The organism is Moraxella nasicaprae (assembly GCF_025643275.1).
In the GTDB taxonomy this organism is placed as follows: Bacteria; Pseudomonadota; Gammaproteobacteria; order Pseudomonadales; family Moraxellaceae; genus Moraxella; species Moraxella nasicaprae.
This window is the reverse complement of record NZ_CP089977.1, coordinates 1,076,538-1,091,261: the sequence shown is the minus strand read 5'-3', so window position 1 is coordinate 1,091,261 and position 14,724 is coordinate 1,076,538. Positions and strand designations below refer to the sequence as shown.

Genomic DNA, 14,724 nt, shown 5'->3' with positions numbered 1-14,724 from the left:
TGTTTTTTATCAGGCCACACTCACCCTAGCAAATGCCTTCTTCCCTGCCTGTACCACAACCGTTTTCCCTTTTTCAATGGCAAAATCCGCCCCAACGACAGCACCGTCCACCTTGACAGAGCCATTTTTTAGAGCGTCTTTGGCTTGTGCAGAGTTTTTGACCAGACCTGCTTGATTGAGAAGTTGGGCAATAAACAGCTTATCGCCATCAATGGTCAAACTAACTTCTGGCAAATCTACTGGCAATTCGCCATCAGCCAAGCGATTGCCTGCTGATTTATGAGCGTTGGCGGCAGCCTCTGCTCCATGAAAACGCTCAATCAGCTCATGAGCAAGGATTTTTTTGATTTCTTGGGGGTTGCGACCATCTGCCATTTCGTCTAGCAGTGTCTTAATCCCACTCATCGGCTTAAAGCTTAGTAGCTCAAAATAACGAGCAATCAGCGTATCAGGCATTGACAAAATCTTTTGGAACATCACGCCAGCAGGGTCATCGATGCCAATATAATTACCCAAAGATTTACTCATCTTTTGGACGCCGTCCAAACCCTCCAAAATCGGCATGGTGATGCACACCTGTGCCTCTTGGTCATAACGACCCTGTAATGTACGCCCCATCAGAATATTAAAGGTTTGGTCAGTGCCGCCAAGCTCCACATCTGCTTGCAATGCCACTGAATCATAGCCTTGTACCAGTGGATACAAAAACTCGTGAATGGCAATGGGTGTTTGGCTGTTGTATCGTTTGGAAAAGTCGTCTCGTTCTAGCATTCTTGATACGGTCAGCTGACTTGCCAGTGCAATCATATCGCCTGCATTCATCTTAGAAAACCATTGTGAATTAAAGACGATTTTGGTCTTGGCAGGGTCAAGAATTTTAAAGACTTGTTCAGCATAAGTCTGGGCGTTACGCTTGACATCTTCTTCTGAAAGCGGTGGACGGGTGGTATTTTTGCCCGTAGGGTCGCCAATGCGAGCGGTGTAATCGCCAATCAAAAACAGCACTTCGTGTCCTAAATCCTGAAAATGGCGAAGTTTGTTTAACACCACCGTATGCCCAAAATGTAAATCAGGGGCAGTAGGGTCCATACCCAGCTTGATGCGAAGGGGGCGATTTTGCTTTAATTTGGCAATCAAATCCTCTTCTGAATAGATAGAATCCACGCCACGCTTAATCAACGCCAACTGTTCTTCGATGGGTAAAAACTCGCTCATGATTGACACCTTTATCAATGTATTAAAATATGTAGATGGATAAGGATTATAACAAAAATTCCCAAAAAATCATCTAAAATCATCATGATGGGCAGGCTTTGTGTGGATAAATTGCCAATTTTTGATGATTTGACAAACAAAACCTTATCAAGGTTGGTAAAATTTGCTATGCTAGGTTAATTTTAATCTTTGGCGATACCGTGATGACACAACACTTTGATGATGCACTCTTAGCAGAGTTTAACCAATTATTTAATGACAATCCTTTGGCAGATTCCCCTTATTTCATCGGCATGATGAGCGGTACAAGCCTTGATGGTATGGACGCAGTGCTGTGTGAGTTTTTTGATGAGGGCGAACAAGCGGTCAATGTCGTGGCAAGTCACAGCCTACCTTTTCCTGATGATTTAAAATCAGCCCTGCTTGCCTTAACGCAGCCTGATGGCACAAAACAATACATCACAAAGCACGGATTGGGTTTTGAAAGCGAGCTTGATGTCTTTGGCTGGGCAAGTGTTTATTATGCCAATTTTGCCAGCCAAGTGGTGCTAGAACTGCTTGATAAAGCCAATATTGACGCTCAGGCGGTCAGTGCCATTGGCTGTCATGGTCAGACCGTACGCCACAGACCCCAATGGTCATTTAGCTTGCAGCTGCTTGACCCCAATGTACTGGCTGAACGAACAGGCATTGCGGTCGTGAGTGACTTTCGCCGCCGTGATATGGCAGTCGGTGGTCAAGGAGCACCGCTGGTGCCTGCTTTTCATCGAGCCATGTTTCAAGACCCTACCATCAAAGCGGTGCTAAACTTAGGTGGCATTGCCAACATCACGGTACTGGGTAGAGACGGCTTGGTACAGGGTTTTGATACAGGTGTTGCCAATCTATTGATGGACGCTTGGATTCATCAACATCAAGGGGCTAGCTATGATAAAGATGGCAACTGGGCAAGTTCTGGCACGATGGTACAGCCTTTATTGACGCTACTGCTTGAACACCCATTTTTTGCCAAAACACCACCAAAAAGCACAGGCAGGGAAGAATTTCATCTAGGCTGGCTACAAGATAATCTAAATCAACTTGGGCTAACCCACCCCAATCTGGCAATCAGCCCTGCCGATGTACAAGCCACGCTTGCCGAACTGACCGCCCAAAGTGCCGCTAACGCCATCAAAGAGTTGGTTACAGATGGTACGCTCATCGTCTGTGGTGGTGGTGCATTAAATACACACCTCATGACACGCCTGCAAGCCCATTTGCCACACTTAACCGTCCAATCATCAGCCAAGTCAGGCGTATCGCCCATTTTGGTGGAGGGCATGGCTTTTGCTTGGCTGGCTCGCCAAACCATCTTGGGTAGAGCTGGTAATGTTCCTGCGGTCACGGGGGCGGATAAAGAAGTGGTCTTAGGACAAGTGTGTTTTTGATGACCTTGATGCAAATAGAACAATCATCATGCACACAAAGGCTTTGTATCCTTGTGATTTAGCCAAAGGGCAGCTCATATATCAGTCTCATCAGACCTGATAAAAAAATATTGTCAATCAATCTGTCAATCACGCCTACTTTAAGGAGAGTCAATATGGATTTATCCAGTCAATTAACGCTAACAACCACCGATGGCGAACGCATCATCAAAAGACTTGCCAATCATTGGCGACACAAAATGGACATCGTGGTCATCGACCAACAAACCATCATTCCATTTTCGCCAGTCAGCACCGCCAAGCTGTGGTCTGATGAAAATCACCTATTTGCCAGTTTACACACCAACGAAGCAGAGGCTTTTGACAAACTCAAAAGCGTCATCGTCAATCACATCAATCGCATGGCAGGCGAAGAGTTTGACGCACATTGGCAAGACCAATAAACATCAACATAACAAGGATTGTATATGAATGAGTTGTGGCAAGTTGCCATTTTTGGTTTTGCTGCTTTATTGCATGGCATGACTGGCATGGGGTTTCCAATGCTTGGTACCAGTGCATTAAGCATGGCAATGCCATTATCACAAGCGGTGGCAATGGTGGCATTGCCCAGTCTATTGATGAGTCTTTTGGTGCTGACCGCTGGTAGCAAACAGGGCATCTACCAAGAAATCCGCCACTACATCAACACCTATCGCCTGCTTGCCATCAGCAGTGTGATTGGTGGTGTATTAGGCGTGTGGCTGCTGCTAATCTTACCTGCTGGCTATCTATATTTGCTGATGTCTGTGGTCACGCTATATTACGCCACACACGGACTGCTGTCATTGGCTGGCAAGGCAAAAAGTCTGCATGTACCCACGCATCGCACCAGTATGATATTGTTTGGTTTATTGGCTGGTGTGGTGGGCGGTGCAACCAATGCCATGTCGCCAATTTTACTGATTTTTTTGTTCAGTCTTAGCGATGATAAAAATCAAATTGCCAAAGCCAGTAATCTGTGCTACTTACTTGGTAAGTTGGTGCAGATACTCATGCTCAAATCTACTTATGCAGGTCTAGCACCGGCTCAATATCTGCACTTGCTTTATCTGACCATCATTGCCATGGCAGGCTTGTTTGTTGGTATTTGGCTACGCAATAAAATCAGTGTCAATATATTTAAGTGCTTGATTTTTTTGGTATTATTATTACTGGCACTTAAAATTGGTCATACAGGCATCACAAAACTGACTTAAAATAAAAAATCCGCACCAACCGATGCGGATTTTTTTGTGTTGATGGTGCTTATTGTAGCACTTGGGCGATGGCGTTAGCGACATATTCAACATTGCCATTATTCAGACCTGCCACACACATACGACCATTGCTGACCATATATACGGCAAATTCTTCTTGTAGTCGTGCCACTTGCTCAGCACTCAACCCTGTAAAACTAAACATACCTTGTTGCTTGGTAAAGTAGCTAAAATCACGCTCTGGCAACTTAGCAGTCAAGCTGTCTTGTAGCTTTTGACGCATCAAGCGAATGCGATCACGCATTTCATACACCTCGCCAACCCATTGGGCAAACAGTGCATCATCATTCATCACGGTATCGACCACAAAGTTGCCGTGTGCTGGTGGGCTTGAATAGATACGGCGAACAGTGAATTGTAATTGACCAAACACCACATCAGCAAGCTCTTTGGTTTCCGCCACTACCGACAAACCACCCACACGCTCGCCATACAAAGATAGATTTTTTGAGAATGAATTGCTGACAAATACCGTCAAGCCCATCTCCACCGCCTTTCTGATGGCATAGGCATCGCCGTCCATGTCCGCCCCAAAACCTTGATAGGCGATGTCCATGAATGGAATGAGCTTTTTGTCTTTGACGATTTGTAGGACAATATCCCACTGCTCACGGCTCAAATCCACGCCTGTCGGATTGTGACAGCATGGGTGTAGCAACACCACATCATGCTCGTTCAACCCTTCAAAGAATTGACACATTTCTTCAAATTTGACACCAATGGTGGCTGCATCATAATAAGGATACTCGCCCACTTCCATGCCAGCACCTTCAAAGATACTGATGTGATTACCCCAAGTTGGCTTTGACACATAGCATTTGGCGGTTGGGAACCATTGATGGATAAAGTCAGCACCCACTTTTAAAGCACCAGAACCACCCAAAGTTGCGATGGTTGCCACACGACCTTCGCTCACCGCTTGGCTGTCTTTGCCAAATAATAAGTCTTGGCACGCCTTACGATACCCTGGCAATCCACTCATTGGCAGATAGCCTCTGGGGCGTGGTGGATTGGCGATGGTTTGCTCGGCACTCTTAACACATTCTAATACTGGCAGTTGCCCATCTTCGGTATAGTACACGCCCACGCCCAAGTTTACCTTAATGTCGGTGCGTGGGTCTTTGGCAAATTTATCCATCAAACCCAAGATTGGGTCGCCTGCATAAGGGCTGACATGATTAAACATAATGATTCCTTTTTTATTAACAAAAACATCAAATCTTGATAGGGATTTGATTGACAAAGCTAGGCTAGGCTAGGCTAGGCTAGGCTAGTATAACCAAAATTTTGGCAAATGTGCATAAAAATTGGCACAATTTTCAAGATTTTTACAAAAAAAATCGCCACTCTTTTTTGGCGTGGCGATTTTGATGAGTCAGACTTTGTATTACAGCTTGGCGGTTTTTGATGCACTGACCAAAAACTCATGAGCATTTTTTTCCAAAAATTCTTTGAACGCCACCGCAGCAGGTGATAGCGAGCGATTTTTGTGAGTATAAAGCAAAAATTTGCGTTCCACCACAGGGTCGGCAATCGGTCTCATCACCAGACCGTTTTGCTCCACCCATTCAGCGGCATACAGCAGACAGAGTGTCACACCCAGCCCCATGCGAGTCATGCCCAATGCTGTCGATAAAAAATTAACCTCAAAATCAGGATTAAAAATACGACTTGAAATCTGGGCAGGCAGCTCATTTTGCAAACTCTTAATAAAAGGGCCATTAAGCGTGATGAGTCGTTCATTGAGCAAATCCGACCAACGCACCACATCTTTTTTGGCAAAAGCGTGCGTGGCAGGCAACACCAAATAAAACGGCGAGCTAAACAACACCTCATGGTGCAAATCTTCTGAATGCGTGCGTTCTGGTGCTACCCCTAAGTCTGCTTCAAGATTTTCGATATGCTCCACCACCTCATCGACAGAGCAGTCGGTCAGCGTCACCTGAATGTTGGGGTGCAGCTCACAAAATTTGCTGATGAACTTGGGCATCGTACTGGCAGACAGCTGTTGGGAGACCGCCAGACGCACATGACCCTGATGTAAGGATTTTAGATTATTGACCTTTTCGCTTAGCACCGACATTTCATTGAGTACCCTGCGTGCTTGGGGTAACAACCTAATCCCTGCATCGGACAGGTAGAGTTTTCTGGTGGTGCGGTCAAACAGCTTGACCCCCAGATTCTGTTCAAGCTCTTTAATCAATCCGCTCAATGCTGACTGTGTCAGGCATAGGGTTTCGGCAGCCTTAGTAAAGCTGTTTTGCTCAGCAACCAGCACAAAGGCTCGTAATTGTCGAAGGGTTGTACTCACAAAATTCCTTTTGAATTTTCAAAACATACATCTTGTCAATCATGACAAATCATCAATCAATATTATAAATGATTATTTGCCAAATACAACAGATGATAAATAATCGCCAACCAAGACCAACCAAAATCATCTTATAAAAAATCCCCTAAGTTGATTTAGGGGATTGTTTGGATTTGTTAGCCTTTATAAGCAAATTTGGGGTCAGCCGCTGCTGTAAATAGCACATCAGTTGATGAATTTAGAGCAGTTTCTGCCGAATCTTGCACCACCCCAATAATAAAGCCAATCGCAACCACTTGCATGGCGATGTCGTTAGGGATATTGAACAAGTTACACGCCAAAGGAATCAGTAGCAATGACCCGCCTGCCACACCTGAGGCACCGCACGCTGACAAACTGCCAACGATGGCAAGTAAGAGTGCTGAACCAAAACCAATCTCGATGCCCATCGTGTGTGCCGCCGCCAAAGTCAAGACATTGATGGTGATGGCAGCACCCGCCATATTGATGGTCGCCCCCAAAGGAATCGTGACTGAATAAGTATCTTCATTAAGACCCAATTTGCGAGCCAAATTCATATTCACAGGAATATTGGCGGCCGATGAGCGGGTAAAAAATGCCGTCACGCCAGATTCACGCAAGCAGGTCAGCACCAATGGGTATGGGTTTTTGCGAGTGACGATTGCCACCAATAGTGGATTGACCACCAACGCAATAAATAACATCGACCCAACCAATACACCCAGCAGACGACCATAGCCCATCAAGGCATCAATGCCAGTCTCAGCAACGGTGTTTGCCACCAATCCTAAGATGCCAAATGGGGCAAGATGAATGACCCATTTCACCACATTAGTGACTGCCGTGCCAACATCTGCCACGACTTGACGAGTGGTGTCGCTAAGCGAACGAATCGCCAAGCCCAGCAGTATCGACCAAGTCAAAATACCCATATAGTTGGCATTAGCAATGGAGGAAACAGGGTTTGCCACTAGATTCATCAACAGATTGGTCAGAACCTCTTTTAGGCTTTGGGGAGCAGATTGTTCAACTGCATCAAGCCCTGTCAAAACCAGCTCCGTTGGGAATAAAAAACTTGCCCCGACCGCCACCAAAGCTGCGGTAAAAGTCCCCACCAAATACAAAATCAGTACAGGCTTGACACGCACATCGGCATTGATTTTTTGACCAGAAACCGCTGCCAGCACCAAGAAGAATACCAAGACTGGTGCAATGGCTTTAAGAGCACCAACAAAAATACTGCCCAAAATGCCAAGACCTACGCCTACATTTGGTGCCACCACCCCAATAATCGTACCAATGACCAATGCCGCCACAATCATCGGCACCAGCCCAGCACGCAAATACGCATTAACCAATGAACGCATATTAACTCCCATCACAATTCTTGTGAAATTACCATACATAAAAACGCTGGTAATATAACACTTTTTTTTATCAATGTCAGAAGTTTATATCAATAATTTTGGCAAACTGGGTAAGTGATGGTTATTTTGATTATTTTTTGGGCAAATTACGCCAAATTTCCCATCAAATCCCATCTAAATTTGGGTCATCTGATGCCATGCTTGGTAGTTTTAGCTGCCTGCTTGACTCAAAAAACATCGATTGCTGTGTGATTGGGTCAATAAAGGCTAGACTCTTAGCCAGTAATTGTAATGGATTGGCAAAATCATCATCTGCCTTGTGGCAAAGCATTGGATAAAATGGGTCATTTAAAATCGGCATACCCAGATGATTAAGATGCACCCTTAGCTGGTGCAGTTTGCCTGTGGTCGGGATAAGCTGCACTTTGGCAAAACGACCATCGTCACTTTGCTCCATCAGGTGTATCTTGGTGTGCGTATTTGGCACACCGCCCACCACCTGCATCGTATAAAATGGCACGCCACGCTGCAAATTTAGATGAAGCTCACACGGAAAGGATACATCAAGATTGTGATGCGTGATGGCGTGATAAGTTTTTTGGATTTGCCTGTCTGCAAATTGGGCTTGATATGCCTTGCGAGCCAGTATCGTCTTGGCAAAAAGCATGACCCCTGCCGTCTCCTTATCCAGTCGATGAATGGGCGATAACAGCTCATTGCCAGTTTGCTCTTTTAGTCTGGTAAGCAGCGTCTGTTTGACATAGCGACCTGCTGGGGCAACGGTCAAAAAATGCGGCTTATCCACCACCAAAAGATGCTCATTTTCATACAAAATTTCATGCAAAAATGGCACAACAGGCTCGGCAGCCACCGCTCGATAATAATAAATCGTTTGACCATGCTGATAGGGCGTCTCGACAGATAACGCTTGTCCCAATGCGTCACACACCAAGCCATCATCAAAGCGTTGTCGCCACTCATCTGCCGTGATATGCCCAAATTTTTGGCAAACATAAGCAAAAATACTCATCGGCATAGGCTCAATCTTTGGCAAATACAAACGACTGGGCGAAATACCCTCTTTGGTGGGCGGTACGGTCATGGCATCTGACGACCGATTTGAGCAATCAATCATGGCAAATAGTCATTTATTTAAGGTTGGTTTATCGTATTGTACGATAATCATGGATAAAATTGGACAAATATGGACAATTTAAAAATAAAAACAACTGTAAACTGTAAATCCATCACAAATCATGCTAAGATAGCCTAAATCAACAATTTAAGCAACTTGGATTAGCCATGACACAAACATCACAGCCACGCCCTTTGCGTGCTTATTTTGAAAAAAGTGACCACGAGCGAGTGGTCATCACAGGCATGGGGGCATTGACCCCTGTGGGCAATGACCTTGATACGATTTGGCAAAATTTGACGCAAGGCAACAGTGGTATCACCAAGCTGACCGCTTTTGATGACCCGTCTGTCGATATTAGCGAATTTCGTTCGCAGATTGTCGGCTTAGTCAAAGAGTTTGATGCCAAACAATATCTTAATCCAAAAGAAGTGCGTCGCTTTGATGCATTTGTGCATTATGCCCAAGTCGCTGCCGCCATTGCTTTACATCATGCTGGTTTGATTGATGATGTTTATGGAGATAGTCTGCCTGCCAAGGTCGCTGGCGAACGATTTGGTGTGGTGATGGGTTCTGGCATTGGCGGTATTCAAACCATCGAACACAGCCGAGACACCATCAAAGAACACGGTGCCAAAAAAGTCTCGCCATTCATCATTCCTGGCACAATCATCAATATGCCAGCAGGTCTGATTGCGATGCGTCATGGGCTAAAAGGAGCAAATCTTGCCACAGCCACCGCTTGCACCACTTCAACGCACGCCATCGGACTTGGGGCAAGATTGATTGCCTATGGCGACTGTGATGCGGTCTTGGTGGGCGGTAGTGAAAAAGCATCGACACCGCTTGGCTTATCTGGATTTGGGGCAATGCACGCCCTATCCACCAAAAATGACGAACCAACCAAAGCCAGCCGACCTTTTGACCAAGACCGTGACGGCTTTGTATTAGGCGATGGGGCTGGTGCCTTAGTGCTAGAAAGTCTTGCCCATGCCAAAGCTCGTGGGGCAACGATTTTGGCAGAGCTGGTTGGCTTTGGTATGAGTGATGATGCTAATCACATCACCTCACCTTCACAAGGTGGTGAAGGGGCATATCGTGCCATGCAAAACGCCCTCAACGATGCAGGCGTCAATCCACAACAAATCGGCTACATCAATGCACATGGCACCAGCACACCACAAGGCGACATCGCCGAAAGCTGTGCCATCAAAAGACTGTTTGGCGATGGCGTACCTGTCAGCTCCACCAAGTCCATGACAGGTCATCTGTTGGGGGCTGCTGGTGCGGTCGAGGCCATCTTTACCGTGCTTGCCTTGCAACACCAAACCCTACCGCCCACCATCAATCTGGATAATCCAGATGCAGATTGCACGCTAGATTATATCCCACACATCGCCCGCCAAGTTGATGGTGTGGACTATGCCCTAAGCAACAGCTTTGGCTTTGGTGGCACCAATGGTTCATTGCTATTTAGACGCTGGCAAGACTGATAACACCATAAAAAAAACCGCCTAACTTAGGGCGGTTTTTTTATGGCATTATCAGAACAATTTCACATGGATAGGTTTCACATGAAACATCATCAACTTACTCCTACGATGAACCACGCATCAGACGCTGACGAGCCACCTCGTACAAAGTCATGCCTGTGGCAACGCTGACATTTAGACTTTGAGGTCGGTCAGGAATATCCGCCATCGGAATGTACACCAAAGTATCACAGCTTTCGATGGTCAAGCGTCTCATGCCATCGCCCTCCGAACCCATCACGATGGCAACCTTACCCTCAAAATCACAATCATGCAGCGGCTTGGCAGTCTCATCAAGTGCCGTGCCAAACACAAACACGCCTTGTTTTTTGAGCATGGTCAAAGTGCGAGCCAAGTTGGTCACAGACACCACATCGATGACCTCTGCTGCTCCAACCGAAACTTTGGCAACAGTCGGGGTTAGGCTGGCTGATTGGTGTTTTGGAATAATGACGGCATCAACACCCATCGCACATGCCGACCGCAAACACGCCCCCAAATTATGAGCATCTGTGATTTGGTCTAGCACCAAAAATAACACATCATCTTTTTGACACAGCTGCTCCAACACGCTTTCATCAAGCATGGCAAGCGGTCTGGCGGCCACGACCACACCCTGATGCTGATGGCTATCACACAGCTGAGCCAGTCGGTCTTTGTGCGTCATCTGCACGCTCACGCCTGCCGACTTGGCAAGCTCCACCAGCTGGGCGTGTTCATCACTGACTCCGCCATCATCTCTTAGTTGGACAAATAAGGTCAGTGCATCTTGCGGACGGCGATTGAGCAGCATCTTGACAGCATGAATGCCATAAAAATGTGGATTTTTTGGCTTAGATTTTTGGGTGGATTTTTCAAAAGATTTTGATTGAGCTACTGATTTGTCGCTATGGCGAGATTTTTTATGCACTTTGTTCATGGCGGATTGATTAAAATGATGGATAAAGATGAGCTATTGTGGCAAATTCAATGCAGATTGTCAAAATAAGTCTGCATTAACCCACATCATATTCAAAAAAACAAAGTCGCCCTCATCAGCCCATCAATCATCTTTGGGTTAATATTTTGCCTACACACCTGATGCGATTTGGTAAAAATCATCGCTTTACATTTTGATGATTGCCAAATCAGACGGCTTTTATTATCATAGAGAGTTTGACCTTACTTATCTAAATGGGAAATTGGCAAGATGCTCATCTCGCTTACCTTACAAAATCTGGCTCTCATCGACCATAAAGAAATCAGCTTTGATGAACGATTTAATGTCATCACAGGCGAGACTGGTGCAGGTAAGTCCTTGATTTTGGACGCTTTATCCTTGTGTGCTGGCGAACGGGCTGATAGTGGCATCATCAGACACGGTGCAGACGAGGCTTCGGTGTTTGGCGAATTTGACATCACAGACAATCCTCAGGTTGCCGACTGGTTTGCCCAGCACGACAGAGTGTTAGAAGAAGACACCCTACTGATTCGCCGTAAAATCAGCAATCAGGGTCGCTCAAAATCATGGATTAACGGCGTGCCAGCCAGCATCAGCGAACTAAAAAGCCTTGGTTCCATCTTGGTTAATATCCACAGCCAGCATGCAGGTCTTGAACTCTTAAAACCTCAATTTGTCGTGGATTGGCTAGACCGCATTGGCGAGCTTGGCGAACTAAAATCTGCCACCAAAACCGCTTTTCATCATTATCAAACCCTAAAAAAACAAGCCGATGAAGCCAAAAGCCAGTCCGCCCAAAGAGCTGACCGCATGGCACTATTATCCGCCAAGCTGGCTGACATCGAACCACTGCTTTTGGTGAATTTTGATGACATCGAAGCAGAATACGATGAGCTGTCAAATCTTGAACATCTGATGCGTGAAGCAGTCGAATCTGCGGTTTTGTTAGATAATGACAATGACACGCCAAGCGTGTCCAGCTTGCTGGCTCGTGCGATGAAGATTTGTGACAACAATGCTGGTAGCAAAACCTTCAATGAGTGTAGCCATATCCTATCTGTCGCCCAAGAGCATATCAACGAGGCAGCCGCCAAGCTGTACGATTATGCTGAGCAGCAACTGCCAGATGAGGCAAGACTAGATGAACTAAATACACTGATTAGTCTAGCTCACAGATTATCCAATAAATACCACACCCCCATCAAAGCATTGGTGGCTGATGCCCAAAATTGGCAAACCGAGCTTGATACATTGGGTGCATTGCCCGACAACGACACGATGGACGCACAGGTTCAAGCAGCGTATCAAGCCTATCTGACCGCTGCCAATGCACTTGATGAGGCTCGCATCAACATTGCCCCAGATATCTGCGAACGGCTAGAAGCTCGACTGCTACCTCTGGCTTTGCCTAATGCTCGCTGCGAATTTGCCTTTAATCAAAAACCTGCCGAACACTACAATGCACATGGCAAATATGACATCGCACTACTATTTAGTGCCAATGTGGGCATGCCACTACAACCCTTACACAAAGTCGCCTCAGGGGGCGAGCTGTCTCGCATTGCTTTGGTGATGCAAGTGATGGTGGCTGGTAGTGGCGAATATCACACGCCAACGCTGGTGTTTGACGAGGTTGATGTTGGTATCAGTGGCGGGACAGCACAGGTGGTGGGCGAGCTGCTGCGTCGTTTGGGCAAACATCAACAGCTGCTTGCCATCACTCATCAAGCCCAAGTTGCTGCTGCTGCTCATCGTCATATTTTGGTACATAAAGAACACGGGGAGCAAACCGTCAGCAACATGCAAATCATCACAGACGATGCCCAGATTGATGAACTGGCTCGCATGTCAGGCGGTGTGAACATCACCGAAGCCACTAAGGCTCATGTCAAAAGCCTGCTAAACGACATCAGGCACGCTGATGAGATGACTGCCAACATTCCCCTAGAAGAGCTACAAAATTTCCATCAGAGTAATCATGACTAAACAACTCACTCATCATTTTTTAGCACCCAGCATTCAAATGGACGATGAGCGATTTATTGACACGCTCATCTATATTTGCAAGCACAACACAGATGGTGCTTGGGGATTTATCATCAATCAACCCCTAGATGCCAGCGTTGGCGGACTGCTTAGCGAGTTAGATTTGTTCACCAGCCAAACCACCATGAACACACCAGCGATGAATGGCGGTCCTGTGCGAGGCGAAGCTGGCTTTGTGCTACACACAGGGTTGCCTGATTATAAATCATCGTTTGCCATTTCAGAAAATATCTGCCTGACCACCAGCAAAGACATCTTAGAAGACATCAGCCTTGACCGAGTCAAGCATTATCTGCTGTGCATGGGGTATTGTAATTGGGGCAAAGGACAATTAGACCAAGAGATTGCCAATGGCGATTGGTTGGCTTATCCTGCTGATTTATCCACCATATTTGCCATCGATGCCAAAGACAGATTGGCTTGCATCTACGACAAAATCGGCATTCATCGCCACATGATGATTGACCATATTGGGAGTGCCTAAATGAACAATCCAACTTTGATACTCGCCCTAGACTACGGTGTCAAAAAAATGGGCATGGCACTGGGCAACAGCCTAACCCAAGACGCTCGCCCATTTGACATCTTAGCGATGGATAATGGACAGCCTGCCGACTGGGATAATCTGCTTGGCATCATTGAGCATTGGGGCATTCACGAGGTGTTGGTGGGATTGCCACTTAACATGGACGGTACAGACTCGATGATTTCCAAGCGAGCCCATAAATTTGCTCGCAGGCTTTCGCACCGCTTGGCAGAACGCCATCAAGCCGTGTCTGTCTTCGTCTATGATGAACGCCTATCATCTGTCGAAGCACGACAAATTGCTTGGGAAAACGGCTGGATTGATGATGAAAGAGACCCCATCGATGACATCTCAGCCTGCTTATTGATTGACGGCTATTTTCGTAGTCCCAAGCACGCTATCTATATCAAAAACCACAAAGACTCGCCCAAAGATGACTGACTTAACCAACACTTTCAATCATGCTCTTACGCTCGCCAAATTTACGGTTTGGCTTGGCATTCTTGCCGTCATCTGCTTTTGTGTCTTTGGCACTTTGGCATCGATGGCACACTTTAAAGACAGCACGGTGGTGTATTATGCATTTCACTATCTGCCGTATTTGCTCATTGCCATCAGCATACCCATCAGTTTATATCATCTGTTTTTGCTCCATCGCTATCGCATTGTTGATGGGATTATTTTATTGATTCTATTGATGGTAGGAGTAGGACTTTTGGCGTTTGCTCTGATTAGTTATGCCATTGGCAATGCAAGCATCGTCTTTTTTATGAGTTTATTTTTGGCGATGATTGCTTGGTTTGGCATGCCTTTTTTGATTAAGGTAAATTTACAAAAATTCTTATCTTTTTTACAAGATAAATCCACCCACAACCATTCAACCAAACAACATCATTAAGATTGGAC

Annotated in this window: 14 protein-coding genes; 8 read left to right on the top strand and 6 right to left on the bottom strand. The window is 46.0% G+C overall.

Annotation, left to right across the window (positions count from 1 at the left end; all coding sequences use genetic code 11):
• Positions 1 to 9: 9 nt before the first annotated feature.
• Complete coding sequence (gene tyrS / locus LU297_RS05105) at positions 10 to 1,215, bottom strand: tyrosine--tRNA ligase (RefSeq protein WP_263075493.1); 1,206 nt, start codon at positions 1,213 to 1,215, stop codon at positions 10 to 12.
• Between the two features lie 203 nt (positions 1,216 to 1,418).
• Between tyrS and LU297_RS05100 the strand changes: the two genes are divergently transcribed.
• The 3 genes from LU297_RS05100 (at position 1,419) to LU297_RS05090 (ending at position 3,880) form a co-directional block, all read left to right on the top strand.
• The gene (locus LU297_RS05100) at positions 1,419 to 2,642 is read left to right on the top strand and encodes an anhydro-N-acetylmuramic acid kinase (RefSeq protein ID WP_263077332.1); all 1,224 of its coding nucleotides are present in this window, start codon (positions 1,419 to 1,421) and stop codon (positions 2,640 to 2,642) included.
• A 155-nt stretch (positions 2,643 to 2,797) separates the two neighbouring features.
• Positions 2,798 to 3,085, top strand: coding sequence for a DUF2218 domain-containing protein (locus LU297_RS05095; protein WP_263075492.1), 288 nt, complete (start codon positions 2,798 to 2,800; stop codon positions 3,083 to 3,085).
• A 24-nt stretch (positions 3,086 to 3,109) separates the two neighbouring features.
• Positions 3,110 to 3,880: a sulfite exporter TauE/SafE family protein gene (locus tag LU297_RS05090; protein WP_263075491.1), complete on the top strand. Its 771-nt coding sequence runs from the start codon at positions 3,110 to 3,112 to the stop codon at positions 3,878 to 3,880.
• 49 nt (positions 3,881 to 3,929) lie between these two features.
• Here LU297_RS05090 and LU297_RS05085 read toward each other — a convergent pair whose 3' ends face one another.
• From LU297_RS05085 to LU297_RS05070, 4 genes are all read right to left on the bottom strand, one after another.
• The gene (locus LU297_RS05085) at positions 3,930 to 5,126 is read right to left on the bottom strand and encodes an amino acid aminotransferase (protein WP_263075490.1); all 1,197 of its coding nucleotides are present in this window, start codon (positions 5,124 to 5,126) and stop codon (positions 3,930 to 3,932) included.
• A 201-nt stretch (positions 5,127 to 5,327) separates the two neighbouring features.
• The gene (locus tag LU297_RS05080; RefSeq protein WP_263075489.1) at positions 5,328 to 6,251 is read right to left on the bottom strand and encodes a LysR family transcriptional regulator; all 924 of its coding nucleotides are present in this window, start codon (positions 6,249 to 6,251) and stop codon (positions 5,328 to 5,330) included.
• Positions 6,252 to 6,427: 176 nt separating this feature from the next.
• Positions 6,428 to 7,639, bottom strand: a complete 1,212-nt coding sequence (gene sstT, locus LU297_RS05075) for a serine/threonine transporter SstT (protein ID WP_263075488.1) — start codon at positions 7,637 to 7,639, stop codon at positions 6,428 to 6,430.
• 163 nt (positions 7,640 to 7,802) lie between these two features.
• On the bottom strand, positions 7,803 to 8,774 hold the full coding sequence (locus tag LU297_RS05070; RefSeq protein WP_263075487.1) for a pseudouridine synthase: 972 nt from the start codon (positions 8,772 to 8,774) through the stop codon (positions 7,803 to 7,805).
• A 167-nt stretch (positions 8,775 to 8,941) separates the two neighbouring features.
• Here LU297_RS05070 and fabF point away from each other — a divergent pair, with 167 nt between their 5' ends.
• Positions 8,942 to 10,267 (top strand): beta-ketoacyl-ACP synthase II, encoded by a 1,326-nt coding sequence (gene fabF, locus LU297_RS05065; protein ID WP_263075485.1) that lies wholly within the window; start codon positions 8,942 to 8,944, stop codon positions 10,265 to 10,267.
• A gap of 103 nt (positions 10,268 to 10,370) precedes the next feature.
• On the opposite strand, the gene rlmB is transcribed toward fabF, so the two are convergent.
• Positions 10,371 to 11,216: a 23S rRNA (guanosine(2251)-2'-O)-methyltransferase RlmB gene (gene rlmB, locus LU297_RS05060; RefSeq protein WP_432806281.1), complete on the bottom strand. Its 846-nt coding sequence runs from the start codon at positions 11,214 to 11,216 to the stop codon at positions 10,371 to 10,373.
• A 279-nt stretch (positions 11,217 to 11,495) separates the two neighbouring features.
• Between rlmB and recN the strand changes: the two genes are divergently transcribed.
• The 4 genes from recN to LU297_RS05040 are packed head-to-tail and all read left to right on the top strand — an operon-like array spanning position 11,496 to position 14,716.
• On the top strand, positions 11,496 to 13,232 hold the full coding sequence (gene recN, locus LU297_RS05055) for a DNA repair protein RecN (RefSeq protein WP_263075483.1): 1,737 nt from the start codon (positions 11,496 to 11,498) through the stop codon (positions 13,230 to 13,232).
• Positions 13,225 to 13,776: a YqgE/AlgH family protein gene (locus tag LU297_RS05050; RefSeq protein ID WP_263075482.1), complete on the top strand. Its 552-nt coding sequence runs from the start codon at positions 13,225 to 13,227 to the stop codon at positions 13,774 to 13,776. Before recN ends, LU297_RS05050 begins: the two co-directional genes overlap by 8 nt.
• Positions 13,777 to 14,259, top strand: a complete 483-nt coding sequence (gene ruvX / locus LU297_RS05045) for a Holliday junction resolvase RuvX (RefSeq protein WP_263075481.1) — start codon at positions 13,777 to 13,779, stop codon at positions 14,257 to 14,259. It abuts the gene before it with no gap.
• Positions 14,252 to 14,716 carry a hypothetical protein gene (locus LU297_RS05040; RefSeq protein WP_263075480.1) on the top strand — a complete coding sequence of 155 codons (465 nt, stop codon included), beginning with the start codon at positions 14,252 to 14,254 and terminating at the stop codon, positions 14,714 to 14,716. Before ruvX ends, LU297_RS05040 begins: the two co-directional genes overlap by 8 nt.
• Positions 14,717 to 14,724 lie beyond the last annotated feature (8 nt).